Annotated in this window: 27 protein-coding genes; 14 read left to right on the top strand and 13 right to left on the bottom strand. The window is 64.8% G+C overall.

Annotated features, from left to right (window positions below; genetic code table 11):
- The first annotated feature begins 73 nt into the window (after window positions 1-73).
- Window positions 74-1,006 (top strand): peptidyl-prolyl cis-trans isomerase, encoded by a 933-nt coding sequence (locus KF733_10680; GenBank protein QYK55467.1) that lies wholly within the window; start codon window positions 74-76, stop codon window positions 1,004-1,006.
- A 30-nt stretch (window positions 1,007-1,036) separates the two neighbouring features.
- On the top strand, window positions 1,037-2,077 hold the full coding sequence (gene mazG, locus KF733_10675) for a nucleoside triphosphate pyrophosphohydrolase (protein ID QYK55466.1): 1,041 nt from the start codon (window positions 1,037-1,039) through the stop codon (window positions 2,075-2,077).
- Here mazG and KF733_10670 read toward each other — a convergent pair.
- Window positions 2,074-2,910 carry an N-acetylmuramic acid 6-phosphate etherase gene (locus tag KF733_10670; GenBank protein ID QYK55465.1) on the bottom strand — a complete coding sequence of 279 codons (837 nt, stop codon included), beginning with the start codon at window positions 2,908-2,910 and terminating at the stop codon, window positions 2,074-2,076. The genes mazG and KF733_10670 overlap by 4 nt on opposite strands.
- A gap of 152 nt (window positions 2,911-3,062) precedes the next feature.
- Between KF733_10670 and KF733_10665 the strand changes: the two genes are divergently transcribed.
- The 4 genes from KF733_10665 (at window position 3,063) to KF733_10650 (ending at window position 6,360) form a co-directional block, all read left to right on the top strand.
- The gene (locus KF733_10665; GenBank protein QYK55464.1) at window positions 3,063-4,079 is read left to right on the top strand and encodes a glycosyltransferase family 9 protein; all 1,017 of its coding nucleotides are present in this window, start codon (window positions 3,063-3,065) and stop codon (window positions 4,077-4,079) included.
- Between the two features lie 35 nt (window positions 4,080-4,114).
- Complete coding sequence (locus KF733_10660) at window positions 4,115-4,537, top strand: DUF2089 domain-containing protein (GenBank protein QYK55463.1); 423 nt, start codon at window positions 4,115-4,117, stop codon at window positions 4,535-4,537.
- A complete protein-coding gene (locus KF733_10655; protein QYK55462.1) occupies window positions 4,534-5,799 on the top strand; it encodes a DUF4097 family beta strand repeat protein in 1,266 nt (421 codons plus the stop codon). Before KF733_10660 ends, KF733_10655 begins: the two co-directional genes overlap by 4 nt.
- A gap of 99 nt (window positions 5,800-5,898) precedes the next feature.
- Entirely contained in the window at window positions 5,899-6,360 is a 462-nt protein-coding gene (locus KF733_10650; GenBank protein QYK55461.1) for an EVE domain-containing protein, read from the top strand.
- Between the two features lie 4 nt (window positions 6,361-6,364).
- Here the strand turns inward: KF733_10650 and KF733_10645 are convergent, their stop codons facing one another.
- The 3 genes from KF733_10645 to KF733_10635 form a co-directional block, all read right to left on the bottom strand.
- The gene (locus tag KF733_10645; GenBank protein ID QYK55460.1) at window positions 6,365-7,366 is read right to left on the bottom strand and encodes a hypothetical protein; all 1,002 of its coding nucleotides are present in this window, start codon (window positions 7,364-7,366) and stop codon (window positions 6,365-6,367) included.
- A gap of 56 nt (window positions 7,367-7,422) precedes the next feature.
- Window positions 7,423-7,647: a twin-arginine translocase TatA/TatE family subunit gene (locus KF733_10640; GenBank protein ID QYK55459.1), complete on the bottom strand. Its 225-nt coding sequence runs from the start codon at window positions 7,645-7,647 to the stop codon at window positions 7,423-7,425.
- Between the two features lie 63 nt (window positions 7,648-7,710).
- Entirely contained in the window at window positions 7,711-8,400 is a 690-nt protein-coding gene (locus KF733_10635) for a hypothetical protein (GenBank protein QYK55458.1), read from the bottom strand.
- Window positions 8,401-8,434: 34 nt separating this feature from the next.
- Here KF733_10635 and selA point away from each other — a divergent pair, with 34 nt between their 5' ends.
- Entirely contained in the window at window positions 8,435-9,781 is a 1,347-nt protein-coding gene (gene selA, locus KF733_10630) for an L-seryl-tRNA(Sec) selenium transferase (GenBank protein ID QYK55457.1), read from the top strand.
- Complete coding sequence (locus KF733_10625) at window positions 9,778-10,383, top strand: HD domain-containing protein (protein QYK55456.1); 606 nt, start codon at window positions 9,778-9,780, stop codon at window positions 10,381-10,383. Before selA ends, KF733_10625 begins: the two co-directional genes overlap by 4 nt.
- Before the next feature lie 37 nt (window positions 10,384-10,420).
- Here KF733_10625 and KF733_10620 read toward each other — a convergent pair whose 3' ends face one another.
- A complete protein-coding gene (locus KF733_10620) occupies window positions 10,421-10,939 on the bottom strand; it encodes a M15 family metallopeptidase (GenBank protein ID QYK55455.1) in 519 nt (172 codons plus the stop codon).
- A gap of 110 nt (window positions 10,940-11,049) precedes the next feature.
- Between KF733_10620 and KF733_10615 the strand changes: the two genes are divergently transcribed.
- On the top strand, window positions 11,050-11,997 hold the full coding sequence (locus tag KF733_10615; GenBank protein ID QYK55454.1) for a glycine--tRNA ligase subunit alpha: 948 nt from the start codon (window positions 11,050-11,052) through the stop codon (window positions 11,995-11,997).
- Here KF733_10615 and KF733_10610 read toward each other — a convergent pair.
- Together KF733_10610 and KF733_10605 are read right to left on the bottom strand one after the other, a co-directional pair.
- Window positions 11,973-13,487, bottom strand: coding sequence for a carboxypeptidase M32 (locus tag KF733_10610; GenBank protein ID QYK55453.1), 1,515 nt, complete (start codon window positions 13,485-13,487; stop codon window positions 11,973-11,975). The genes KF733_10615 and KF733_10610 overlap by 25 nt on opposite strands.
- Window positions 13,488-13,501: 14 nt before the next feature.
- On the bottom strand, window positions 13,502-14,665 hold the full coding sequence (locus tag KF733_10605; protein QYK55452.1) for a PLP-dependent transferase: 1,164 nt from the start codon (window positions 14,663-14,665) through the stop codon (window positions 13,502-13,504).
- Between the two features lie 276 nt (window positions 14,666-14,941).
- Here KF733_10605 and rpoZ point away from each other — a divergent pair, with 276 nt between their 5' ends.
- From rpoZ to KF733_10580, 5 genes are read left to right on the top strand one after another with little or no spacing between them, the layout of a single operon-like run.
- The gene (gene rpoZ, locus KF733_10600; protein QYK55451.1) at window positions 14,942-15,490 is read left to right on the top strand and encodes a DNA-directed RNA polymerase subunit omega; all 549 of its coding nucleotides are present in this window, start codon (window positions 14,942-14,944) and stop codon (window positions 15,488-15,490) included.
- A 29-nt stretch (window positions 15,491-15,519) separates the two neighbouring features.
- Window positions 15,520-16,641 (top strand): molecular chaperone DnaJ, encoded by a 1,122-nt coding sequence (gene dnaJ, locus KF733_10595; GenBank protein ID QYK55450.1) that lies wholly within the window; start codon window positions 15,520-15,522, stop codon window positions 16,639-16,641.
- Window positions 16,638-17,477: a 50S ribosomal protein L11 methyltransferase gene (prmA, locus tag KF733_10590; GenBank protein ID QYK55449.1), complete on the top strand. Its 840-nt coding sequence runs from the start codon at window positions 16,638-16,640 to the stop codon at window positions 17,475-17,477. The genes dnaJ and prmA overlap by 4 nt, the downstream gene beginning before the upstream one ends.
- Window positions 17,478-17,505: 28 nt before the next feature.
- Window positions 17,506-18,219, top strand: a complete 714-nt coding sequence (gene rph, locus KF733_10585; protein ID QYK55448.1) for a ribonuclease PH — start codon at window positions 17,506-17,508, stop codon at window positions 18,217-18,219.
- Between the two features lie 53 nt (window positions 18,220-18,272).
- Window positions 18,273-18,839 (top strand): non-canonical purine NTP pyrophosphatase, encoded by a 567-nt coding sequence (locus KF733_10580; GenBank protein ID QYK55447.1) that lies wholly within the window; start codon window positions 18,273-18,275, stop codon window positions 18,837-18,839.
- Here KF733_10580 and KF733_10575 read toward each other — a convergent pair.
- From KF733_10575 to KF733_10550, 6 genes are all read right to left on the bottom strand, one after another.
- Window positions 18,836-19,528 (bottom strand): DUF2807 domain-containing protein, encoded by a 693-nt coding sequence (locus KF733_10575; protein ID QYK55446.1) that lies wholly within the window; start codon window positions 19,526-19,528, stop codon window positions 18,836-18,838. The two genes, KF733_10580 and KF733_10575, sit on opposite strands and share 4 nt — an antisense overlap.
- 39 nt (window positions 19,529-19,567) lie before the next feature.
- A complete protein-coding gene (locus KF733_10570; GenBank protein ID QYK55445.1) occupies window positions 19,568-20,062 on the bottom strand; it encodes a YajQ family cyclic di-GMP-binding protein in 495 nt (164 codons plus the stop codon).
- Window positions 20,063-20,163: 101 nt separating this feature from the next.
- Window positions 20,164-21,084, bottom strand: a complete 921-nt coding sequence (locus KF733_10565; protein QYK55444.1) for an NYN domain-containing protein — start codon at window positions 21,082-21,084, stop codon at window positions 20,164-20,166.
- 117 nt (window positions 21,085-21,201) lie between these two features.
- The gene (gene rho / locus KF733_10560) at window positions 21,202-22,581 is read right to left on the bottom strand and encodes a transcription termination factor Rho (protein ID QYK55443.1); all 1,380 of its coding nucleotides are present in this window, start codon (window positions 22,579-22,581) and stop codon (window positions 21,202-21,204) included.
- 97 nt (window positions 22,582-22,678) lie between these two features.
- Window positions 22,679-23,209, bottom strand: coding sequence for a hypoxanthine phosphoribosyltransferase (gene hpt / locus KF733_10555; protein ID QYK55442.1), 531 nt, complete (start codon window positions 23,207-23,209; stop codon window positions 22,679-22,681).
- On the bottom strand, window positions 23,209-24,384 hold the full coding sequence (locus KF733_10550; GenBank protein ID QYK55441.1) for a phosphoglycerate kinase: 1,176 nt from the start codon (window positions 24,382-24,384) through the stop codon (window positions 23,209-23,211). The genes hpt and KF733_10550 overlap by 1 nt, the downstream gene beginning before the upstream one ends.
- Between the last annotated feature and the right edge of the window lie 15 nt (window positions 24,385-24,399).

The following is a 24,399-nucleotide window of genomic DNA, read 5'->3' as shown; positions in this document are numbered from 1 at the left end:
TTGGTGAAAGTGCCGCGCCTAGGGCCTAGCGCGCCGGAGTCGTCCGCCAGTCTTACCCGTCATTACTGCGAACATGAGAGCTGCCGCCCTAACGCTTGCGCTCGCCGCCGCCGCCGCCTTTGGCCAGACCTCGCCCGCGAAGACCATGGTCGTCGTGAACGGGCAAGCGATCATGGGCGGCCAGTACCTGAAGCGTATGGAGGTGCTGCCCGGTGTCGGCCAACTTGTGAACGACAAGTTCATCCCTGCTACTCCAGGGTTCCTGACCCTGAACAAGCTCATCAACGAGACCCTGATGCTCCAGCTCGCCAAGGAGAAGGGGGTCTACCCCTCCGACCAAGAGATCCAGAAGTCTTACGATGAGCGCCTCAAGCAAAACCCGGACATTTTGAAGGCTTTCCAGACGATCGGGTTCACCGAGGCAGACTTCCGCTACGACGTCCTTATCCAGCTTGTGGAGTTCAAGCTTGTGACGATGGGCGTGAACATTACCGCCCAAGAAGTGGAGAACTTTTACAAGGAGAACCCCAGCTCCTTCAGCCATGAGAAGCTCTACCGTCTGCGCGTGATCACGGTGAAGGGCCCGGCCGCGCGGGAATCGGTGGATTCGGCCTTGGCCATGAAGAAGCCGTTCGGCGAGGTCGCCCGGCAGTACAGCACCGACGCGACCAAGGCCCAAGAGGGCCTGGTCGGCGACGTGCCGGAAACCGCCTTGGGCGAGGCTTACACGTCCGTCATCAAGAACCGCGAGAAGGGTTACGTCAGCTCATGGTTGGAACGGGACGGGGCGAGCATCAAGCTGTTCGTGGAGGACGTGATCCCGGCCAAGGCCCTGCCCCTTGATGCCGAGCTTCGCGAATCCATCCGGCGCGACCTCATGGTCACGCGCGGCCAGGTGAAGAACGACCTGAACGCGATGATGGCGGAGTTTCGCAAGAAGGCGAAGATCGAGTATCAAGGCACCGCCTTCGACGCCCAGCTGAAGCAACTCTTTGGCGGGCAATAGGCGCGGGCCGCACCGGGATAGACTCCCGGGATGCGGCAGGTCTTCGAGGCTTTGGAGCGGCTCGGCTATTCCGGGTCGCTCCAAGTGCATTCCGCCCCCACCGTGCTCGTGCCGGACGAGCGCGCCCACCAAGTGTTGCTCGGGTTCGGTGGACGGATCGGCGAGGCGCTCCGCAAGCTTTCTGGCCGCTTCGGGCCGGAGACGCCTTGCGTCGTCCTGGACGGTAAGCCGCTCCAGACCACTTTAGGCGAGGCCGCGAAGGGCAGCGCAGACTTCCTCGTCGTCCCCCGCACGGCCCGTGAGCGGCCGGGCGGCGTCTATGGGCTCGTGGACGTCGTGGACCGGCTGCTCGGCCCGGGCGGCTGCCCCTGGGACCAGGCGCAGACCCACGGGAGCCTCCGCCGCCACCTCATCGAGGAGGCGTACGAGCTGGTCGACGCGATCGACGCGGGCGACGGCGCGAAAATGCTTGAAGAGCTTGGCGACGTCCTGCTACAGCCCGTGATGCACGCGCAGATGGAGGCGCTCGCCGGCAACTGGGACATTGACGCGGTGGCCGCCGCGATCACGGAGAAGCTCGTCCGCCGCCATCCGCACGTGTTCGGCGACGTCAAAGCCGAGGACGCCGAGCAGGTGCTCCGCAACTGGGACGCGATCAAGAAGGCCGAGAAGGGAGGGCAGGACTCCATCCTGGGGGGTGTGCCGCGCTCGCTTCCCGCCCTGCTTCGAGCCTTTGAGGTCAGCAAGCGCGCGGCGCGCGCAGGCTTCGAGTGGCCCTCGCTCGACGGAGTCTGGGAAAAGCTCGCGGAGGAGGAGGACGAGCTGCGCGCGGCTCCGCCCGAACGGCAGGCGGAGGAGATCGGCGACCTCCTGTTCACGGTGGTGAACTTGGCGCGTTGGATGAAGGTGGAGCCCGAAGACGCCCTCCGGCAGATGGTGGATCGCTTCACCGCGCGGTTCCAGGCCATGGAGGCCGCAACGGAGAGGCCGCTGGCCGAGCTCTCCGCCCAAGAGTGGGACGAACTCTGGCGACGGGCCAAGCGCGGCTTGGGCCCCGAGCCCAACGCCTAGAGCGCGGTGCTGGGAACGGGCGATGCCTCGCTGGCCCGCACGATGGAAAGGACGTGCCGCACGTTCCAGTTGTGGGCGTCCAGGAGCCGCTCGGCTTCGTCCTCGTGAAGCGTCGTAAGGTCGCGCAGGATGAGCACGGCCCGCTCGCGGAGCTTGCTGTTCCCAGCCCTCACGTCGACCATCAAGTTCTCCACGACTTTTCCGCTCAGCACCATCGCGCCGGTCGAAATCTGGTTGAGGACGAGTTTTTGGGCAGTGGCGGCCTTCAGCCGGGTAGACCCGGTGAGCACCTCGGGGCCGGTGTCGATAAGGATCGGAAGGTCGACGGCCTGGAGCAGGGGGGCCCCCCGGTTGTTGCAGATCCCGCAGGTCCAGACGCCTTTCTGGCCCGCATGGCGGGCGGCGCCGACGACGAAGGGCGTCCGCCCTGAGGCGCCTATCGCCACGACGATGTCGGCGAGGCTCAGTTCCAACTTGTTCAGGCTGAGGATGGCGGCCGATTCGGAGTCCTCCGGCTCGTCCTCTTCGGAGGCGTCGGCGGGACCGTCCGGGACGACGGCCACGAACCGACCAGGCTCCAGGCCAAAGGTCGGCACCATCTCCGCGACGTCCATCTGGGCGACGCGGCCGCTGGTGCCCGCCCCGACATAAATGATGCGGCCGCCCGCCTGGTAGGCCTCTGCCGCTCTCTCGATGGCGGCGGCGACCTCCGCTTCTGCGGTCGAGACGGCGCGGTGGGCGGCGACTTCTTCTTCGTTCATCAGCCGCACGATTTCGCGGGCCGACATCTTGTCGAGTCCGATGGAACGGGGGTTTCGGCTTTCGGTGCCCATGCTGCGGTCTGTGTGGTAAGCGGGTCTCGCGAGCCCGAGGGGGCTTGCGCGGTCGACGACCTCACCTATTGACGTCTTTCCACGCTTGATTCGCTCTGGGGACTTCACCAGGTTGGGCCGTTCGCGGGGCAAGTCCTAGTAGACTCTGCCGCGTGCGTCGTTTCGAGGGCAGGGGTCTTGGCCGGTCACCCCGCATCGCCGTTGTCGGCAACGACGCCCTGGGCAATTTTGTCGTCCTGACGCCGCTCTTCCAGGCCCTGGCCCGCCAATACGGTCCGCCGCCCCATTACTTCGGTGGGACCCGGGTGGCGGAGCTCGCCGCCGCGAGCGACCTTCTCGCCGGTTTCCACCCGCTCTTCGGGGTAGACCCTCGCGGCTTTGTGGAGTCGCTGCCGGCCGAACCCTTCGACCTTGTCGTGAACGTCGAGTCCACGCCCTGGGCGAAGGCGGCGGCTGCGATCCTCGCCGGGCCGGAGGGCCTTGTCTGCGGCCCGTGCCTGGACGCCGAGGGCCGTGGAGACCTGCCGTTCGGCGACGACCCAAGGTCGCAACTCTGGCAAGACTCCGATTGGACCGCTCCGGATCTTGTCGAGCGATACCCTTTTCTGGACTCGGGCTTCATCGGGGGGCTCTTTTGCCGGCTGGCCTATTGCCAGGGCGAGGTGCCGGGCTATGCCCTTCCGTCGAGCGAGCCTCCTGTCCCGACACCGCCGATCTTGGTCGCCACCGCCGCGAGCCTTCCCGAGAAGCTTTGGCCGGTGGAAAAATGGGTCGCGCTTGTGGAAAAGCTCCTTGCCCTAGGCGAGGTCGGACTCCTCGGGGCACCGCCCAAGGCCCAGTCGAAATACTGGGTCGGAGCAAGCGACGAGGACCGTCTTGTCGAGGCCGGCGCCCGCGACCTCCGGGGCCGTTTTTCGCTTCCAGAAGTCGTCGGGGCGCTGGCCCGGGCCCGCCTTGTGGTCTCCTTGGACAACGGTGTCCTGCACCTGGTCTGCGCCACCCGGACCCCCGTCATCGGCCTCTTCCGCGAAGGGGTGCACCGCCTCTGGGCCCCCCCGGTGGAAAACTTGACGGTGCTCACCCCGCCGGCCGGCCGGCCCGCCTCAGAAATTTCTCTTGACCAAATCGACGAGAGGTTGAATTTTTTGAAGGAACATGGTCCCTTTTGAAAACCTAGCGGCCTCTGGTATCGTAAAAGCCAAACATGAGCCGCTGGAAGCATGGAGAAAACGGTGAGCTGCATGACTTGCCGACCGAATGCCCGGTGACGCACCAGGCCCTTTTCGTGAGCGAACTCGCTTCGGAAGACGGGTCCGTCACAATACGGGGCAGGTTCCGCCTGCCCAGTCTCGCCCGGCTGGACCCGGAGCAGCAACGCCTGTTGGAGGTCTTCCTCCGCTCGCGGGGCACCATCACGACGATGGAAAAGGAGCTGGGGCTGAGCTACCCGACGGTCCGCTCTCGCATCGACGGTCTTCTCCAGGCGCTCGGCCTGGAGCCGTACCGCGAGGCGACGAAGAAGCCGAAGTCGGAAGTGGACCGCGGGGCGATCCTGGAAGAATTGGAGAGCGGGAAGATCACGGCAGCCCAAGCGAAGGCGAGACTGCGTGGGGAGGAAGTGCGATGAAGGACGAAATCACTCGGATCATGCGCCTGGTGCGCGAAGGAAAGCTGACGCCGGAAGACGCGGCGGAACTGATCGACGCTATGAACGACGCGCCGGAGGAGCCGGTCGCGGCGGCCAGTGGCGCCGGCCAGGCGGCTAGCGGCACGGAGACGGCCCAGGGAGGGGAAGGCGCGGCCAAAACTGATAGCGACGACCCCTTTAGCAAGCTGATCGGCGCGATCGAGAAACTCGGCCGCGACGTGAGCAAGAACGTCGATTGGAACGACATCGGCACCCAAATCCGCCAAGGCGTGAACAAAGGCGCCGATGCGGTGAAGGCTGCCGCCGAGGAAGCTCGGAAGAGCGGCCGCTTCGGCCTCTTCTCCGGCCCCGGCAAGACCCGCATAGTGGAGCTGCCAGTCCATGTGCCAGCCGGCAAGACCCTTCGCATCGAAGGTGCGTCCGGCGACATCCGAGTGGAAGGCGGCCACGACGTCGGCTCGGTGAAGATCACCGCGACCTTCCGGGCCCGCAACGAGGCGGACGCCGAGCACAACGCGGAACTCTACGTTCCCGCGATCGAGGAGAGCGAAGAGCAGGTGGTCCTGCGCCAGCCGGACCTGCCGGGCATGACCGCCGACGTGGTCTTCCGCGTCCCGGTCGGGGTGGCGTGCGACATCCGCTCGGCCAGCGGCGACGTCCGCGTGCAAGGCACCAAGGCGGGCGCACGCGTGAACAGCGGGAGCGGCGACGTGGTCCTCTCCGACGTGGGCGGCGCCCTGGAGGCGATCGTGAGTTCTGGCGACGTCCGGCTGGAGGACGCGAACGCGACGATCGTCACGCTCGAGACGAAGTCTGGCGACGTCCGCCTTGACCGGGTCTCCGGGGTGATCACCGTCCGCACCGCGAGCGGCGACGTTTCGGGCAGCGAGTGCCGACCGAAGTCTCTCAACGTTGAGGCCGCTTCTGGCGACGTAAACCTGGACGTTTCCCAACCGGTGACCGGCAGCGTCAACGTCCGCACCGTGTCGGGAGACGTGCTCCTGGCGGTGCCGGACAACTGCGACTGTCGCGTAAACCTTTCCGCCTTGCGCGGCGAGGTGGGCACCAACCTTGAACTGGAAGATCTCAACCAGACCCAGCACAAGTTGACGGGGCGACTAGGCCAAGGGGCCGGGACGCTCGACGCAAGTACCGTTAACGGTAGTGTAAGGCTCAATCAACGTTACACTTTTGCGAAGGAAGCGGCATCAGGGTCAGCCTCCGGAACAACGAGTACGTGACGAGAGTCTGAGAATACGTATTCACAAGTGTGAATTCCACCCGGTGCCGCCCTGCTCGTCGGCCACCGGGTCTTTTTCTTCCGGCTAGAATCATCGCAAATGGGCCACTGGCTGATGAAGAGCGAACCGGACTGTTACTCCATCGACGACCTTATCGCGAAGGGAAGGCCGGACGTTTGGGAAGGATGCCGCAACTTCACAGTTCGCCGGTTCTTTAAGGAAGAGATGGAGGTCGGAGACCTTGCGTTCTTCTATAACTCGAGCAGCAAGGTGATCGGAATCGCCGGGGAGATGCGCATCGCCAGCGAGGCATATCCGGACCCCACCCAGTTCGACCCTGAAAGCCAATATTTCGATGCGACGAGCAAGCCCGAGAAGCCGAAGTGGTACGCGCGGGACGTGGAGTTCATCAAGAAGTACGTGCGCATCGTCACCCTGCAGGAATTGCGCGAGACTCCGGGACTGGAGTCCATGCTCGTGCTGCGCCGGGGCCAGCGCCTGAGCGTGATGCCCGTCACCGAGGACGAATGGCGCATCATCACCGCCCTGCCGGGCATCTAGCGCGCTAGGCGTGGGCCGGGGCCAGTTCCTCCGGGAACTTGGGCTCGGTGACGTGCTCCGTCTCGCCGGCCGTAATGTCCGACAGCATGTGTGCCGCGAACCAGCGAAGGTCCGGCTCCTCGTCTGAGGCGGCCGCCTGTTCCAGCGCTCCGAGGATTTCGGCGCGGAGGTCTGGGCACCACTCGGCCAGGTGGAAGACGGCGTGGATGGCGCTCCGGCGCCCGTACTTGCTGGGCGCCTGCACGCACTCGATGAGGGCGCGGCCGGCCGGGTCGGTGCAGACGTGCCCGCCAAGCACCACGCCCGCCTTGTAGACCACGCGCGCGAAATCGTTCTCCGCCGTCCAGAGGAGCTGCTTGACGGCGTCGATCGCCCGCTGCTGCAAAGGCTCGGTGGGGCAGAAGCTGGGCAGGTCTTCGAACATGTCGAGGACGCACCATTGGGCGACCCGCCGATAGGGGTGCCTCCGGTCCTCCAAGATATGGATGAGCGCGGGGGTATAGACCCCGGTGCTGGCATGGACCTCGATCTCCCGCGTGGCCCCCATGGCGACGTCCCGGTCCGTGCAGTAGAGGAGCTGGACGAGCTCGGAAGGGGTCAGTTCTTGGGTACTGCCGGTGAAGCGGCCGGGCCGCCCGATCGCGGTGGCGATGGCCGCTTGGCGTCGCAGGAGGGGCTCCGCCCCTATCGCAAGCTCCTGGAGGACTTCCGCGAGGTCACTGCCTTTGGCCTCGTTCCAGAGGCCGACGACCCGCCCAAAGACGCCGCTCCCCGTCTTGGCCACCTGGACCTCGAACTCTTCGCCGTGGGTGGAGAGGACGGCCGAGCCGGTCCAATCGCTGGGCAAGACGTGGTAGTCCGCACTCACCGGGTGGGGCGGCCAATGGAAGGGGTGCCGGTGGCCCGGGTCGAGCGCCCTGGTGTCGCCGCCCGCCGCTTGAACGGCCCGGTCGATGCAGGCCTCCAAGTCGGCAAGCACTTGGGAAGGCGAAGCGCTAGCGGTCATGGTGAGCTATAACGGCCCGCGACCCTGATTTGCCAGGCTCAACGGGGTGGTCGAACTCAAGCCTGCGGCTTGTGGGGCTCGCTGGTCTCCGATTCGGTGAAGGCTTGGTCGAGCTTGTTCTTGCTCTCCTTGAGGCCTTCCTGCAGTTCGCCCACGCCCCGGCCGATGCCGCGCATCAGCTGCGGGATCTTGGCGCCGCCGAAAAGGAGCAGGACAACGACAAGGAGGACGTAAAGTTCCGGCCCCTGCGGCAAGAAGGCGATCGGGAGTGTCATTTCCATCGGCACCTAACCCATTATACGGGTAGTCCTCTTGAGAACATAACGCCTCTGGGCCGAAGACGTTCACTTCGTCTTGGGTTCTGCAGGCGGTTCGTTCTCCAAGGCGTCGTCGATCGTGACCCGGAAACTCCGTTTCGACGAGCTAGAAGACTCGAACGGGTCTTTGTTGCCCTCGATATAGTAAACGATCCAGTCCCGCTTGTTCATGAAGAGCTTGGGGGCTTCGTGGGCGTTCAGTTCCTCGTACTTCAAGCTCTGGTTCAGCTTTGCGGTCGGCACTTCGAAGACAAGGGGCGTCTTCGTCGGGTCCTTGATCTCCGCGACGACCGCCTTACTGAGCGCGATGTTGAAGGCCACGCCGGTGGTCTGGCCCTTCCACTTGCACTCCGCGACTTCACCTGCGGCCGGGGGCAGCCAGTCGCTCGGCATCTCTTCCTTCTCAAACTTCTGGCGTAGCCTGGCGTAATACTTCTCGGTGTCGGTCTGCCAGGTCGCCGCAGCGGGGAGCCGCCCCTTGTGCTCCTCCGCATAGGCCAGCAAGGCTTTCTGATGGAGTTCGAAGCTGGACATGCAACCCGCGGTCGAGCCGATCTCCGTCCACATCCCCCGGAAGAAGAAGAACCCGACCACACTGGCGACGGCACAGAACCCGACCACGACGATTGCCAGGACCAAACAGGTCTTGTTGGCCCCCGAGCCCCGAGGGGCTTCGGTCATGTGTGAAGGGTTGAAGGGCGGCGGCGTCTGAGCCATCGGTTCCGATTCTACTAGTCTGGGCTAAACTCGGTTGCGCTCGGTCATGTCAGCCCCCGACCTACGCCTTCTTCCCAGCGTCGACCGACTTGCCTCGGCCCCTGAACTCTCGGGCTTTGCGCCCCAAGTCAGCACGGCGGCCGCCCGCGAGGCGATCGAGCACTTTCGGGCTGAAGCCAGGAACGGCCGCACGTTCGACCTGGCGCGGGTGGTCCAGGAGGCTGTGCTGCGGGCTGAGCGCATGGCCCGCCCCTCTCTCGCCCCCGCCGTGAACATGTCGGGGGTCGTGCTCCACACCGGCCTTGGCCGCTCGCGCTGGGCCCCTTCCGTCGTGGCGCAAGTGGCCCAGGTCCTGCGAGGGCACTCGAACACCGAGATCGACCTGGAGACCGGCGCCCGCGGCGACCGGCAAGCCCACGTTCGGTCGCTCCTGCAGGGGCTCACCGGGGCGGAGGACGCCCTGGTTGTGAACAACTGCGCGGCGGCCGTCTTCCTCACCCTCCACACGCTCTGCCGCGGGAAGCCGGTGCTGCTCTCGCGGGGCCAGATGGTGGAGATCGGCGGGTCGTTCCGGATGCCGGACATCGTCCGGTCGACCGGCTGCCGCCTCGTCGAGGTCGGCTGCACGAACAAGACCCGGCTGCAAGACTATGCCGGCGCGCTGGAGGGGCCTGACTTTGCCATCCTCCGCTGCCACCCTTCGAACTATCGCATCGTCGGCTTCACCGAGCAGCCGGCACCCTCCCACCTCGCCGCTCTCGCCCATGCCGAAGGCGGGCACTTCATCGACGATGCCGGGAGCGGGTGTTTACTCCAGACCGAGCGCTTCGGGCTCCCCCACGAGCGGACGCTGCGCGAGGCGGTGGCGGACGGGGCGGACATCGTGACCGCGAGCGGCGACAAACTCCTCGGCGGGCCCCAGGCGGGCTTGGTCCTCGGCACGAGGGCCGCGGTCGCCGCCCTCCGCGCCAGCGACCTCCACCGGACTTTCCGGGTCGATAAGGCGACTCTGGCCGGTCTTGAGGCGACGCTGCGCCTCTATGCCGAAGAGCGCGAACTCGAAATCCCGACCTGGAGGTACGCCGCGCGGCCCCTCGACGAGGTCGGCCGACTTGCCACGACCCTCGCCGGGGCCTGGCCCTCTGCGGTGGTGGAGGACGGGGTGACCGAGATGGGTGGGGGATCGATGCCGGGGTCTGGGATCCCCACCCGTCGCGTCGGACTCCCCAGCGCCTCGGCCGAAACGCTCGCCGCACGACTTCGATCCGCGCCGACCCCGATTATTGGTAGGATTGAGCGCGACATGGTGTGGCTCGACCCGCGCACGGCCGAGGCCGACGAGGTTGCTTACGTCGCCCAGGCTTTGGGGCAAATGCGATGACGGTCGAACCCCGTTTGCTCATCGAGCAGAACGACGCCGTCCGGGCCTTGGTGAAGGCGGTGGAGATGCACGACGAGGGCGGGGGCACCCACGCCGAGCGGGTCGCGGTCTACTCCGTGGCCGTGGGCGAGCGGCTCGGGCTGGGCTACGACGCCCTTTTGGACCTTCGCCGTGCCGCCGCCCTGCACGACCTTGGCAAGCTCTCCGTGGAGAGGAGCCTCCTGCAAAGGCGCGGCCCGCTGAGCGAACCGGAAAGGGAAGAGGTGCGCCAGCACGTGTTGCTTGCCATGGCCCTCATCGAGTCCTTCGAATGGCTCCGTGGGATCGCCCCCATGGTGCTGCACCACCACGAGCGGTGGGACGGCACCGGATATCCGGACGGCCTCGCAGGGGAAGCGATCCCCATCGGCGCGCGGATCATCGGTTGCTGCGAAGCCTACGACGTCCTGGTCGCGGGCACCCCCTACAGCGAGCCGATGGACGGAGAAGCGGCGATGCAGGAAATCCGCGACTCGGCGGGCGCCCACTTCGACCCGTCCGTCGTCGCGGCGCTGGAAACAGTCCGTCTTCTCGTCCAGCCTGTCCGGCTGGGCCCGAGCTAGGTCGTCACCGGCACTCTTGGACCGGTGCAGCGCAGGGTCAGCGGTCGGCGGCCAACAGCTTGCGGGCCGTCTCCTCCGCAAGTTCGAAGTGCATCGCGTCCTCCGTGGGGAAGCCCGCGCCCCAGTACCAGCCCTCAGCATGGAAAAAGCGGTAGGCGCGCAGCAAGCCTGCCTGGCAGAGGCCGTCCCCCCGCGGGTCGACCTCGCCCCCGAACGTCAAGTCGATGGCCGTGCCCCAACTGTGGTTGGAGAGGGTGCGCTTCGACCCCCGCACGTAGCGGCAGCAGAGCATGCCCGCCGTGCCGACGCATGCATAGACGGCGGGGTCGGCGGTCCGCACCGCCTCCAGCACGCGCCGCAACGAGGCGACGGCGACGTCCAGCCCGGTCACTCGGAACGGCCCGACTGATTCCGTCACCATCCTCGCCTTCAGGGCACGGTTGGTGATGGGCCGGCACTCCGCGCCGACGTCCTCGCGCGGCCGGCCCAGCAGCGCGGTCAGGGTCGAAGCCTTGCACGGTGAGAGGTGTGAGTTGAAGGTCCCGATTGGGGGCACAGGCACAAGTCGCGAGAGTTCGCAGGGCACGGGGATTGGGGCAGTGGGCCCGCGAAAAGACAACCGAACGGGCGTGCCCGAACTCGTTTCGGCTACGATACGAGCGTCGCATGGTCACGCTGCAGAGCCTCTTTCGGAAGCTGATGGACTATTGGGGCTCGCGCGGCTGCGCGATCCTGCTGCCCTACGACATGGAGGTCGGCGCGGGGACGAGCCACCCCGGCACCGCGCTCCGCTGCCTCGGGCCCGAGCCCTGGAGGGCCGCCTACGTCCAGCCCAGTCGCCGCCCCGCAGACGGCCGTTACACGCTGAACCCAATGCGGAACCAGCGCTATTACCAGTTCCAGGTCGTGCTGAAACCGAGCCCGATAGACGTGGTCGACCTCTATATGGAGAGCCTGAACGCCATCGGCTTCGACACCACGAAGAACGACGTCCGCCTGGTTGAAGACGACTGGGAAAACCCCTCGCTCGGCGCGGCGGGGGTCGGCTGGGAAGTCTGGCTCGATGGCACCGAGATCAGCCAGTTCACTTACTTCCAGCAGATGGGCGGTATCGAGTGCCACCCCGTCACCGCGGAGATCACTTACGGCCCCGAAAGGCTCTGCCTGATGTTGAATAAGCAGAGCTCGATCTGGAAGGATCTCCAGTGGAACGACGAACTGACCTATCGGGACGTGGAGTTCGATCAAGAAATGCAGAACAACGTGTTCAATTTCGAGGTCGCATCGACGGACTTTTTGTTCAAACTCTTTGAGATGTACGAAGCGGAGAGCAAGCGTGTCATCGAGACGCCCGTCTATTGGAACCAGGAGCGGGACATTATGACGTCCAGCGCCCCGGCTCCCGACGCCGAGTCGCACGGCGCGCTCGTCTATCCCGCCTTCGATCTAGCGCTTAAGTGCTCTCACGCCTTTAACCTTCTGGACGCGCGCGGGGCGATCAGCGTCACCGAGCGCGCCGCGTATATCAATCGCGTGCGCGCCCGGGTCCGTGCGTGTTGTTTGAAGTATGTGGAACCCTTTAAGGAAGTTCAGACGCCGGCTGTTAAGCCGTAAACGGCCTCGTACTTCTTCGTAATCCCTGCCAGATAGGCGTCGGCCGTAAGTTCCTTGCCCGTCGCCCTCTTGATGAGGTCCTTCGGAGTGAACCGACGCCCGTGCCGATAGACGTTCTCCCGGAGCCAATCGAGCACGTCGCCGAGTCGGCCAGATTCGATGAGCTGCTCGCCATCGCCCAAATCCCGCGTCAGCGCCTCCCAGATTTGGAAGCTCAGCAGGTTGCCCATGCTGTAGGTGGGGAAGTAGCCGACGGAGCCCCCGCTCCAGTGCACGTCCTGCAGGCACCCTTGCCGATCGTTCGGCGGCGTGATCCCCAAATACTTCTCGTATTTCGCGTTCCAGTAGTCGGGCAAGTCCTTGACCTTAAGCTTTTGCGTGAGCAAGTCGCACTCGGCCTCATAGCGGACCATGATGTGCAGGTTGTAGGTGACCTCGTCCGCCTCCACGCGTATCAAGGAGGGCTCCACCCGGTTCACGGCCCGATGGAACTGCTCCAGGCTCACATCGCCGATTGCGGGGAACGTTTTCTTCAGTTCCGGCAGCCACGTTTTCCAGAAACCTTTGGACCGGCCGACGATGTTCTCCCAAAGCCGGCTTTGGCTTTCGTGGACGCCCAACGAGACGCCGCCGGCCAGCGGTTGGCGATCCCACTCGATCGGGGAGTTCTGCTCGTAGAGCCCGTGTCCCGTTTCGTGCAAAGTGCCGAAAATAGAAGACGTCAACTCGTCGAGGAACCGGGTGGTGAGCCGCACGTCATGGATGGCAAAGTTCGTGCAGAACGGGTGCGCCGCAGTGTCTTGGCGACCTTGGGAGAAGTTGAAGCCGCACGCCTCCGATAAGCGCTTAGTGAACGCCATTTGCGCGCCCTTGTCCCAATCGCCGAAGAGGAAAGAGTTGTCGGCTTGGTTCCCACTTTCGCCGAGCCGCTTCGTCAGGTCGGTAAGCGGCTGGCGGATCTGGTCGAACATCGCGTCCCAGCCCGCCTTCGTCGCCCCTTCCTCATAGAGGTCGGTCAGCGCGTCATAGGGGTGGTCGGTGTAGCCGAGGTAGTCCGCTTCTTGGCGGCAGATGTCGAACAGCCGATCCAGGGTCGGGGCGAAGCCCGCGAAATTGTCGTTCGCCCGCGCCTGCACCCACTCTTCATGGGCGCGCGAGGCGAGCCCGGACTTCTCTGCGACCAGCGAGGCCGGGATCTTGGTGCGCTGGGCCATGTCGCGTCGCACCACGCGCAGTGTCGCCTGCGCGAGCTCGTCGCCACCCTCCTGTTCGGCCGCCGCCAGCAGCTTCTGGGTCTCGTCCGAGACGAACGCCTCGTGGGCCATGCGCGCAAGGCGGCCACAGTGCTCGGCGCGGGCCTCGCCACCCCCCGGCGGCATATAAGTCTGCTGGTCCCAATCCATGATCCAGATGGACATGTTCAGGGCGTTCACGTCGTAAAGCCGGTCGAGAAGGGCGTCGTATGCGGACGGCATGGTGCCTTCCAGCATAGCCTAAGCGCGGCTCAAATGAGGCTGAACGCGCCCTCAAGGTCCCCGATGAGGTCGTCCGGGTCTTCCAGGCCGCAATAGAGGCGGACGATCCACCGCTTCTCGGGCCAATCCATCGGCTGCAGCTCCAACGGCACGGCGAGCGACTCGTGCCCACCCCAACTGACGCCCATCTGGAAGAGGCGCAGCGCCTCCGTGAACCTGCGCATCTCCTCGCGGGTTTGGAAGCGCGGCTCGAACGCGAGTAGGCCGCCGACGCCCGTCATCTGCCTGTCGCGCAGCCCCGCCTGAGGGAAGTCGTCGCTGCCCACGAAGAAGAGGCGGGCGACCTCGGGCCGCCCCCGCAGCCAATTGGCGACCAGCGTCGCGTTCCGCCCCGCCGCCCGGACTCGCAGGCCCAGGGTCCGCATGGACCGGTTGACCAGCCAGGCATTGAAGGGGGACATCGAGGCTCCGAATAGTTCGGACTCCCCAAAGACGAGAGTCCTCATTCTTTCCGCTGAGCAACAGAGCGCGCCACCGATCACGTCGCTGTGACCTCCGAGATATTTGGAAACCGTATGGCAGACATAGTCGATCCCGAACTTCGCGGGCTGCTGGTGGATCGGGGACGAGAAGGAATTGTCGATCGCGGTACAGATGCCACGTTCCTTGGCGACCGCGGCCACCGCGGCTAAGTCTTGCAAACGAAAGATAAGGCTTCCTGGGGATTCCAGGAAGTAGAGGCTCGTCTCGGGCCGTGTGGCGCGCACGAAATTTTCGGGATCCTCACCGACCACGTAAGTGGTCTCGATCCCGAAACGCGGCAAGTATTCGCTGAGGAACTTGCGGGTCGGGCCATAGACCCCGTCCACGCAGATGACGTGCGAGCCGGCCTTTACGCAGGCCATGATCGCGCAGCTGATGGCGGCCATGCCGCTGGCCAAGAGCCGGCAGCGGTCGGTGCCCTCCAATGCGGCGATCTTCCGCTCCGCCACGTCGAGCGTCGGGTTGCCCATGCGCGAATAGTGGAACCGCCCTTGCCCGTCGCAAGCGGCGGCCTCCTCAAAGCTGTCCCAGCTCTCGTGGACGAAGAGCGTGTTCTGAAAGATGGGCGGGATGACGGCGCCGTGCGGGTTGCTCTCCTCCCCCAGGTGCTGGCAGAGGGTGTCCGGCCGGGAGTCGGGACGCAATTTCACGTCCCGCCAGTTTGAACGTTCCGTCGGCGCCTGTCAAGCATGCCGTTCCAGCGTTTAGCTCCAAGCCGGACGAACCAAACTGGTCGCCGACCGACTGATTCCCATCCGGTCCTTTCTTGCCAGTGATAAATAGCTGGACCTGCCGCCGTGGTATGCCCTCTAAGCGGGCGCGACGTGGATTGCCATAGGGCCTAGATGAACCCTATGGATGCGGGCGTACAGTGAGGCCCGACCCACGGACTATCGGGGAATGCGAGTACGATCTATTGTTCCCCTATGGTCCAAGGCGAGAAAATTCTGCCGCATCCGGACATTCTCAACGAAGTCGAGTATGGCCGCTTTGTCCTGACGAACCTGGCAGCGAAGCGCGCTCGGCAGATCAAGGACGGCGCCCCGCCCCTTGTCCGCATTGATTCGGGCCACCCCCTCAGCATCGCCCTGGCGGAAATCGCCGCGGGCAAGATCAAGCCCGCGATGGCCGCCGACGGAGAGGTCATCGAAGGCGTCGACTACGCTTCGCTGGAGTCCCTGGAGATCGCTGACATCGGGCTTGTGCTCAGCGACGAGGAGGGCGAGGAGGACGAACTGACCCGCCTCACCAAGTCCATCGGCATCGGCGACCTTGGCATCGAGGACGACGAACTCCTCCACGAGGACGACGAGGAAGAACTCGAGGGCGAGGCCGTCGAAGTCGCCGCCGAAGAAGAAGAGGACGTCCTCGACGAACTCTTGGACGACGAGCCTGCCGCCGCCGACGACGACAGCGAGATCAGCCTCGAAGACCTTGCCGAGCAAGAAGAAGAAAGCGAGGAAGAGCCAGACTGATATCGGGACGACGTCCCGCCTGAGACCCCATGGCCAAGGATCTCTACGAGACGCTCGGTGTGGCGCGCGGTGCCAGCGCGGACGAGATCAAGTCCGCCTATCGTCGCCTCGCGCGCCAATACCATCCGGACGTCAATCGCGAAGACCCCAACGCCGAAGAGAAGTTTAAGGAGGTCACCGCCGCCTATGAAGTCCTTTCGGACGACAGCAAGCGCGCGCGTTACGACCAGTTCGGCGTGACCGAAGACCAGCCCGCCGGCCCGGGTGCGGACTTCTTCCAGGACGTCGGCTTCGGCGACATCTTCGAAGCGTTTTTTGGGGGAGGGGGCATGGGCGGACGCCGGTCGCGCACCGGCCAGGACGGCGACGACGTCCGGGCGGACGCCACCATCTCGCTCCAGGACGTGCTCTCCGGCATTGAGCGGGAGATCACCTACCGACGCCTCGCGGTCTGCTCCGTGTGCTCCGGCAGCGGCGCCGCACCGGGCACTTCGCCCACCACCTGCGGCACCTGCGGGGGGCACGGCGTGGTCAGCCGGGTGCAACAGACCATCCTCGGCAGCGTCCGCACCCAGACCACGTGCCCCACCTGTCAGGGCAAGGGCTCGACCATCGCGAGCCCGTGCCAGAACTGCCGGGGCAGGGGCGTCGAACCCCAGACCGAGACGCTCAGCGTCACGATCCCTGCTGGCGTCGACGATGGCTCCACCCTCCGCGTGACGGGCCGCGGGAACATGGGCGTGAACGGCGGGGTCGACGGCGACCTCTACATCGTGGTGCACGTGGCCGAACACGACCACTTCGACCGGGACGGGCGCGACCTGCACACGGGGATCGACCTGACCTTCGCCCAGGCCGCGCTCGGCGACAAGGTCACCATCAACGGCCTGACGGGGCCGCTCGAGGTCGCCGTGCAGGCCGGGACCCAGCCGGGGGCCACCGTCCGCCTTCGCGGCGAGGGCCTGCCCAAGCTGAACGGTGGCCACCGCGGCGATCTGATCGTGCAGCTGAACGTCGTCGTGCCTGGCAAGCTCAAGCCGGAAGAGGCGCAGTTGCTGCGGCAGTTCGCTGAGCTCCGCGGCGAACCGATCCCTTCGGAGAGCGGCTCGGGCGGTTTTCTCGGCGGCCTATTCGGTAAGAAGAAGAGATGAGCACGTGGACGAAGGTGACCGCCGTCCTGGCCGAGGCGCCGCCGGACTGGTCGATTTTCCACAACGTCTTCGAAGAGCACGGCCTGCTCGGCTCCATCCAGACCGACGTTCCGCCCACTATCAGCGCCTACCTGGCGCCGGGCGACGAACCGAACCTGCCCGGCCTGAAGGCCGCGCTGGTGAGCCAAGGCGCAGAGTCGGTCGAAGAAGAGCTCGTCCACGAAGAGGATTGGGCCGAGTCTTGGAAGCGGTTCTTCGTGCCCCGAAGGGTCGGCGAGAGGTTCATCGTCCGCCCGACTTGGGAGGAGTACGATGCGGAGCCCGGCGACCGGGTGATCGTGCTCGACCCCGGCCAGGCCTTCGGCACGGGCGAGCACCCGACCACCCAGATGTGCCTGGAGTACATCGAGCGGCACGCCCAGGCAGGGATGGACGTCTTGGACGTGGGGTGCGGCAGCGGCATCCTTTCGATCGCCTCGGCCATGCTCGGCGCGCGGGTCGTCGCCACCGACATCGACCCCCTTTCGGTCGAGGTCTCGCGGCAGAACTTCGATCGGAACGGCGTGCAAGTGACCGCCGTCGTCGGCCCCGGTTTCGACCAGGTCGAACCGGGCAAGACCTTCGACTTGGTCCTGAGCAACATCATCAGCGCCGCGCTGATCAACCTCGCCCCACTCGCCGCGCAAGGGGTCAGGCAAGGCGGAATTTGGATCGTTAGCGGCATCATCCAAGACAATTGGGACACTGTTCGTGAGAAAGCCGAATCAGTCGGGTTCCAGGTGGAAGCCCATCGGCAAGAAGGCGACTGGGTCGCGGCCGTCCTTCGTCGAAGATAGCCGCTCGAATCGGTTACACTTGCGCCCAATGCGACCCGACGGTCGGGCGCCGGACCAGATGAGGCCGGTGACCCTAGAAAGAGGATTTGCCAAGTTCGCCGAAGGCTCCTGTTTGATCCGCCAAGGCGACACCCACGTTCTCGTGACGGCGACGGTGGAAGACCGCGTCCCCCCTTTCATCAAAGGCACGGGGCAAGGCTGGGTCACGGCTGAGTACGCCATGCTGCCGCGCTCCGGGCGCGACCGCAACCAGCGCGACTCCAACCGTGGTGCAAATGGGCGGAGCCTTGAGATCCAGCGTCTGATCGGCCGGTCGCTCCGCGCCGTGGTGGACTTGGAATCCATGGGTGAACGCTCGATCACGATCGACTGCGACGCGCTCCAGGCCGACGGGGGCACTCGTTGCGCCTCGATCACGGCCGCTTACATCGCCCTCTACGACGCCATGGAGTGGATGCTGGGCCGCCGGATGCTGCGCCGCGCCATCATCAACGAGCCGATCGCCGCGGTCAGCGTCGGCATCTTCAACGGCCAAGAAGTCCTCGACCTGAACTATGACGAGGACTCGAAGGCGAACACGGACATGAACGTGGTGATGACCGCCTCGGGCAAGTTCGTCGAGGTCCAAGGGACGGCGGAGAGCGCCCCCTTCAGTGCGGAGGCTCTCGGCAAGATGCTCGCCCTCGGGAAGAAGGGCGTCGCGGAGCTCATCGCGTTGCAAAAGGAGACCCTCGGCCTCTGACCGCGCCCCGACGCATCGTCATCGCCACCCATAACGCCAAGAAGGCCCGGGAAATGGCCGCGATCTTGGCCAAGGAGCTACCCGAGATCGAGTGGCTCTCCCTGGCCGACTTTCCCGGCGCCCCGGAGCCCGAGGAGACGGGCGATACCTACCGCGAGAACGCCTTGATCAAGGCGCGCTCGGGCGCGGCCTCCACGGGGGAATGGGCCTTGGCCGATGACGCCGGGCTGGAGATCGACGCCCTGCCCGGGGACCTCGGCGTGCAGAGCAAGCGCTTTGCCGGAGCGGAGACCACCTTCCCTGAGAAGATCGCCCTCGTTCTGGAAAAGCTTAGGGGGGTGCCGACGGAGAAGCGCACGGCCCGCTTCCAGTGCTTCAGCGCCTTGGCCCCTCCGCCCGGTGTCGGGTTGGAAGGGGATTGGCCCCGCGTGCTCTCGGCCTCGTGCGAGGGCCGGATCGCGGAGGAGCCGAAAGGCGAAGGGGGCTTCGGCTATGACCCTGTCTTCTACTTGCCGGAGCTTGGTCGGACCATGGCCCAGCTCACGGCCGAGGAGAAGAGCCGGGTGAGCCACCGCGGCAAGGTCTTGCGCGCGTTCGCCGAGTTCGTCCGCAGAATCTAGCGGCGGCGCACCGCGCCCGAGCCTAAGATGGTGCTGCTCACCTTCGGCTCGCCGTCATAGGTGACCGAACCGGAGCCCGCGATCGAGACCTTGAGCGTCGAAAGTTGTGGCAGGTCCACGTCGCCCGAGCCCGCGATGCTGACGTCCGTCTCCCCCAGCTTGCTCAAGCCCTCCGCGTCCAGGCTGCCGGAGCCGGCGATCGAGACATCCAAGGCGTCGAGGGCCCCTTCTAGCGTGCCATCGCCAGATCCTGCGATGGAGAACTTGAGCCGCCCGCCCGAAAGGCCCGAAAGCGTGACGTCGCCCGACCCTGACGAGGAGACGGACCGGGGTTGCGGCGAGGAGACAAGGGCCGTCACGTCGCCGAAACTGGGGCCGGCGTCCTCAAGCCAAATCTTGATCGAGTCTTCGACAACCTCGGCCCGGCAGTACTTGACGATCGCCTTGTCCCCGCGAAACTCGATCTTGGTCTCCGCGCCCGGCGACCACTCAAGGTTGATCGGGCCGCCAACGATGATGCCGCCCTCCTCCGGGAAGGCAAGCTCCATATGCACGACCCTCCGGGCCTCTTCGCCGGCCAAAACGGGTTTTGTGCCCAATGTCATCCCCACGCAGGCGAAGGGAAGGGCCAGCATGGTGCCCACGATGGAGACCATAGCGACGAGGGCAACGAGACGTGCCGGCTTCATGTCCCCTTTTACTCGTGAGCAGCGCGAAAGGTTTCGGGCCTAGCGGTAATTGATGAAATCGACCGGGAAGGGAAGGTCGAGCCCTTTCACGAACTGGATCGCCTTCTGCAGGTCGTCCTTCGATTTTCCCGTGACGCGCAACTGGTCGCCCTGGATCTGGGCGTTCACCTTCAGCCCTTTGTCCTTTATCTGCTTGGAGAGCGCCTTCGCCTGGTCCTGAGGGATGCCTTGCTTGAAGGTCACGTCCTGCTTCACGGTGACCCCGGCTGCCGGTTCGATCTTGCCGTACTCGATGCTCCGGGCATCGACTCCGCGCTTGAGCAGCTTGCTGAAGACGATCTCTTTAAGCTGGTCCAGCTTGAACTCGTCGTCCGCGACAAGTCCTATCTTTTCTTCGTCGTAGTCGATTTTGGCGGCGCTGCCGCGAAAGTCGTACCGGTTCTCCAGTTCCTTCTGCGCCTGGTTGACCGCGTTCTTCACTTCGTTCAGGTCGACCTTCGAAACGATGTCGAAGCTGAACTCTTGGGTTGCCATCCCCGTAGGGTAGTCCCTACCGGCCCTGGGGGTCAAGGGGGGTGTCCGCGGAACACGGTCTATTGGCCGCACACCGCTTCCCGCCCCGGCCCGACCGGGCACTACCCCGGGTTCAGGTCTTGAACGTCCGGGTGGTTCCAGTTGATGATGATCACCGAGTAGACGTTGGGCTCGCCAGTGAACCGGTCGACGCCTTCTCTTTTTGAGATCGCCACTATGCCGCTGTCTTCGAGGCGGGTAATGAGCTTCTTGCGCTCGTGTTCGGCGAGGTGCGGCAGGTCGTTTCGCAGTCGATGAAGGAAAGGCGTGACGAAGACTTCGCGGTGGTGGCCGAACTCCGCAAGAAGGATCTTTACCGCAATGACGTCGTCTTCTTCGATGAGTGACTTCGGCGTCCTAAACTTGGTCCCATAGTCAGTCTTCGCCCTTTCTGCGACCATCCATTTCACGGCTTCTTGGCTAATCGGCTTAGGCTCTCGCTTCGGCTTTGTCCCGAGCTTAGCGGCTACTTCTGGCAGCAAAAGCGTCTTTGCGTCGATGAAATATTCTTCGCCAACGTTCTGCAGGAGGTCGCCGGACATGTTGTCCAAGAACGCAAGGGCGCGCACCGTCCTGGCGTGCTTCTTAAGGTGTTGGATGACAGGGATGTAGTCACGGTCGCCCGCCAGGAACACAAAGGTTTGTATGTCCGGGCGCGTGTACATGGTTTCCAGGGCATCGATGCAAAGCCGCATGTCCGCCGCGTTCTTGTGCTCAGTCCCCAAGACGTTGTGCGTCTCGACCCCGCTCAGGTAAAGGGGGCCCTGGACATCCGACTCTATGCGCTCAAAGTCGGCGTAAGCGTGCGAAATGATGCATTGTTCGCCATACTTTTCCAACAGCAATCCGCGCAAGTCTCGAACGACTTGGACGACTTGGTCGCCACTATCAATCTCGTCGGGAAGACTGTTATAGAGCCCGTAGTATAAGTTTTCGAAATCGACGAAGACCGCCGCGTATTTGGGAGTTGTGTGACTAAGCAACTTCTATCCTAACTTGCCCAGCATACTCCCATAATGTCCGCGTTGTTCCGGGCTAGGGACCGCGCCCGCCATTTGCCAGAGGACTCTGACAAATGCGCGAGGGACGAAACGACGACGTCAAACGGTTGCGCGCGTCTTGGCGATCACCGATTCGAGGAACATGTTGTTGGTGGGCGTCCGCTTGAGCAGCTTGATCAGCTGGTCCGTCGCGTCCACTGTGTTCTGGCTGTTCGCCAGGATGCGGTGAAGGTGGTAGACCGCCTCCAGCTGTCCCTTGTCGAACAGCGCCTCTTCGTGGCGTGTCGAGGACGAGCGGACGTCGATGGCGGGCCAGATGCGCCGTTCCGCCAGGTCGCGGTTCAGCACGATCTCCATGTTGCCCGTTCCCTTGAGCTCCTCAAAGATCGCTTCGTCCATCTTCGAGTTCGTCTCGATGAGGACTGAGGCGATGATCGTGAGCGAGCCCCCTTCTTCGATGTTGCGCGCGGCGCCGAAGAAGCGGCGCGGCCGATAGAGGGCCGCCGGATCTAGACCGCCCGAAAGGGTGCGCCCGCTCGGGTTGATCGTGAGGTTGGAGGCGCGCGAAAGGCGCGTGATCGAGTCCAGGAGGATGACGACGTCGCGACCGGCCTCGACCAAGCGCTTGGCCTGCTCCAGGCAGAGTTCGGTGACGCGTATATGGTTCTCGGCGGGTTCGTCGAAGGTGGAGCTGATCACCTGGCCCTTTACGGACCGCTTCATGTCGGTGACCTCTTCCGGGCGCTCGTCGACCAGCAGGACCATCAAATAGACGTCGGGCTCGTTTGTGGTGATCGAGTTTGCGATCGACTTCAGGATCGTGGTCTTGCCCGTCTTCGGCGGGGCGACGACGAGGCCGCGTTGGCCTTTGCCGATGGGCGCGATCAGGTCGATGATGCGGCCTACGATCTTCTCGGGCTCGGTCTCCTGCTTCATCCGGCGGTCGGGGAAGAGCGGGGTGAGCTGCTCAAAATCGCGCCGGGAAAGCATCTCGGGCGATTGGCTGCCGAAGCCGTTCACGCTCTCCACGCGCAGCATCGCGTAATACTTCTCGCCTTCCTTTGGCGCGCGCACCTGGCCATAGACCGTGTCGCCCGCCTTCAGGCCGAACCGCTTGACTTGCGACTGGCTGACGTAGACGTCGTCGTTGGAAGGCTGGTAGTTCGGCCGGCGCAAGAACCCCCAGCCGTCTTGCAGGATCTCTAGAATGCCGCGGCGATAGATCGCCTCGTGCTCGGCGTTCGCCTTCTCCAAGAGCGCTTCGATGACGTCCGCGCGGTCTTGGTCGATAGAGATCTTCTGCTTCTTGGCCTCCTTCGCCAATTCGGTGGGAGACATTCTGTCGAAATGGTTGTAGTCGATTTCGGGAAGGTTCTCGAGATCGCTAGTGACGTCCGGGCGCTCTTCGCGCGGGCCGCGGTGGCGGCGTCGCTTGCCAGAGCCGGCCTCGGATTTTCGGGGTCGGAATACGTGCGTCATTCGGTGACGTTTCGTTCGTAGGTGGTCTCGCCAAGCGGAAAGCCGTTGCTGACGAAGCCGAGCTGGTGATGGAGAACTGGGGAGTTGGGCAGGAAGCTCAAAAGCCCAGGACGGCTACATGAGGAAGGTTACGAAACCTTTCCGCGTAATCCAAACCGTATCCTACCACAAAGACGTCGGGGACCTCGAACCCGACGAAATCCACTAGGGCCTCGTGGGCCCGGCGGGAAGGCTTGTCCAGCATCGTCGCGACCCGCAGGGATTTGGGCTGGCGCGTCCTGAGGAGCTCGGTGAGCCGGCTGAGCGTATGGCCCGTGTCGACGATGTCCTCCACCACCAGCACGTGCCGCCCCTCGATATTGGTCTCGTGGTCCTTCTTGAACCGGAAGACCCCGCTGGACTCCGTCCGGTCGGCGTATGTCCCGATCTGCACGAAATCGACCGTGAGGGGGGTCTGCATATGCCGCACCAGGTCCGCCACGAAGACGAACGCCCCGTTCAGCACGGCGATCAGGACGACCGGCTCTCCCGCATAAACCTCGTCGATCTCCTGCGCGAGCTCGCGGCACCGCCGGGCAAGGTCGTCCGCACCGATCAGGGTCTCCATCCGAAGGGTCTCGCTCGTCATCACGCGTCCTGGAGCGCGGCGATACCGGGCAGTTCCTTGCCCTCGAGGTATTCCAGCGAGGCGCCGCCGCCGGTGCTGACGTGCGTCACCTTGTCGGCCACGCCAAAGATCTCGGCCGCCGAGGCGCTGTCCCCGCCGCCGACCACGGTCGTCCCCCTGCACTCGGCCAAGCCCTGGCAGAGCGCCTTTGTGCCCTCGGCAAAGGCCGGCATCTCGAAGACGCCCATCGGGCCGTTCCAGACCACGGTGCCTGCTGCCGCCACTGTCTCTCGGAAGGAGAGGGCCGTGCGCGGCCCAATGTCCAGCCCCATCTGGTCCGGCGGGATCTTGTTCGCGTCGACCACCGCGATCGGCCCTTCTTCGCTGAAGCTCGGTGCGACCACCGCGTCCACCGGCACCATGAGCTTGCCCGCGTGCTGCTTCAGCACGCCTTTCGCATAGTCCACGCTGTCCGAGTCCAGGAGCGACATCCCGATCTCGAACCCTTGGGCGCTGAGGAAGGTGAACGCCATCCCGCCGCCGATCAGGAGCTTATCCACCTTCGGCAACAGGTTATCGATCACCTTGATCTTGTCCGCGACCTTTGCGCCTCCGAGCACCGCCACGAACGGCCGCGCCGGGTCGTGGAGCGCCTCGCCCAGGTACTGCAGTTCCTTTTCAATAAGAAGCCCCGCATAGCCAGGGAGCACCCGCGCCACGCCCTCGGTCGAGGCGTGCGCCCGGTGGGCCGTGCCGAAGGCGTCGTTCACAAAGAGATCTTTGCCTTTCGCCAGTTCGGCGGCAAATGACGGCGCGTTCTTTTCCTCTTCCGGGTGGAACCGGACGTTCTCCAACAGCAGGACGCCGCCCGCATCCAAAGCTGCCACCGCCGCCTCTACCTCGGGCCCGACGCAGTCCCCCGCCAAGGAGACCGGCCTTCCGAGAAGCTCGCCCAAGCGGTCGGCCACCGGCTTCAGCGAGAACTCGGGCGTCACCCCCTTCGGCCGGCCCAAGTGCGAGCAGAGCACGACCTTCGCCCCCTTCTCGACTAGGAGCCTTATGGTAGGCAAGGCTTCCGTGATGCGGCGGTCGTCCGTGATGCGCGCGCCTTCCAGCGGCACGTTGAAGTCGCACCGGACGAGCACCGTCTTGCCAGAAACCTCCGCGTCGCGAACCGTCTTTTTGGCGAGGGCCATGCCCTAATCTTACCG

This window comes from Fimbriimonadaceae bacterium, assembly GCA_019454125.1.
Classification (GTDB): Bacteria; Armatimonadota; Fimbriimonadia; order Fimbriimonadales; family Fimbriimonadaceae; genus JALHNM01.
Note: the sequence above shows the minus strand (reverse complement) of the source record. Positions and strands in the feature narration are given on the sequence as shown.

Coding starts and splice junctions, on each gene's coding strand:
- KF733_10680 (QYK55467.1), top strand. CDS start 74: ATGAGAGCTGCCGCCCTAACGCTTGCGCTCGCCGCCGCCGCCGCCTTT.
- mazG (QYK55466.1), top strand. CDS start 1,037: ATGCGGCAGGTCTTCGAGGCTTTGGAGCGGCTCGGCTATTCCGGGTCG.
- KF733_10670 (QYK55465.1), bottom strand. CDS start 2,910: ATGGGCACCGAAAGCCGAAACCCCCGTTCCATCGGACTCGACAAGATG.
- KF733_10660 (QYK55463.1), top strand. CDS start 4,115: ATGAGCCGCTGGAAGCATGGAGAAAACGGTGAGCTGCATGACTTGCCG.
- KF733_10655 (QYK55462.1), top strand. CDS start 4,534: ATGAAGGACGAAATCACTCGGATCATGCGCCTGGTGCGCGAAGGAAAG.
- KF733_10650 (QYK55461.1), top strand. CDS start 5,899: ATGGGCCACTGGCTGATGAAGAGCGAACCGGACTGTTACTCCATCGAC.
- KF733_10645 (QYK55460.1), bottom strand. CDS start 7,366: ATGACCGCTAGCGCTTCGCCTTCCCAAGTGCTTGCCGACTTGGAGGCC.
- KF733_10640 (QYK55459.1), bottom strand. CDS start 7,647: ATGGAAATGACACTCCCGATCGCCTTCTTGCCGCAGGGGCCGGAACTT.
- KF733_10635 (QYK55458.1), bottom strand. CDS start 8,400: ATGGCTCAGACGCCGCCGCCCTTCAACCCTTCACACATGACCGAAGCC.
- KF733_10625 (QYK55456.1), top strand. CDS start 9,778: ATGACGGTCGAACCCCGTTTGCTCATCGAGCAGAACGACGCCGTCCGG.
- KF733_10615 (QYK55454.1), top strand. CDS start 11,050: ATGGTCACGCTGCAGAGCCTCTTTCGGAAGCTGATGGACTATTGGGGC.
- KF733_10610 (QYK55453.1), bottom strand. CDS start 13,487: ATGCTGGAAGGCACCATGCCGTCCGCATACGACGCCCTTCTCGACCGG.
- rpoZ (QYK55451.1), top strand. CDS start 14,942: ATGGTCCAAGGCGAGAAAATTCTGCCGCATCCGGACATTCTCAACGAA.
- dnaJ (QYK55450.1), top strand. CDS start 15,520: ATGGCCAAGGATCTCTACGAGACGCTCGGTGTGGCGCGCGGTGCCAGC.
- prmA (QYK55449.1), top strand. CDS start 16,638: ATGAGCACGTGGACGAAGGTGACCGCCGTCCTGGCCGAGGCGCCGCCG.
- rph (QYK55448.1), top strand. CDS start 17,506: ATGCGACCCGACGGTCGGGCGCCGGACCAGATGAGGCCGGTGACCCTA.
- KF733_10580 (QYK55447.1), top strand. CDS start 18,273: ATGGCCGCGATCTTGGCCAAGGAGCTACCCGAGATCGAGTGGCTCTCC.
- KF733_10575 (QYK55446.1), bottom strand. CDS start 19,528: ATGAAGCCGGCACGTCTCGTTGCCCTCGTCGCTATGGTCTCCATCGTG.
- KF733_10570 (QYK55445.1), bottom strand. CDS start 20,062: ATGGCAACCCAAGAGTTCAGCTTCGACATCGTTTCGAAGGTCGACCTG.
- rho (QYK55443.1), bottom strand. CDS start 22,581: ATGACGCACGTATTCCGACCCCGAAAATCCGAGGCCGGCTCTGGCAAG.
- hpt (QYK55442.1), bottom strand. CDS start 23,209: ATGACGAGCGAGACCCTTCGGATGGAGACCCTGATCGGTGCGGACGAC.
- KF733_10550 (QYK55441.1), bottom strand. CDS start 24,384: ATGGCCCTCGCCAAAAAGACGGTTCGCGACGCGGAGGTTTCTGGCAAG.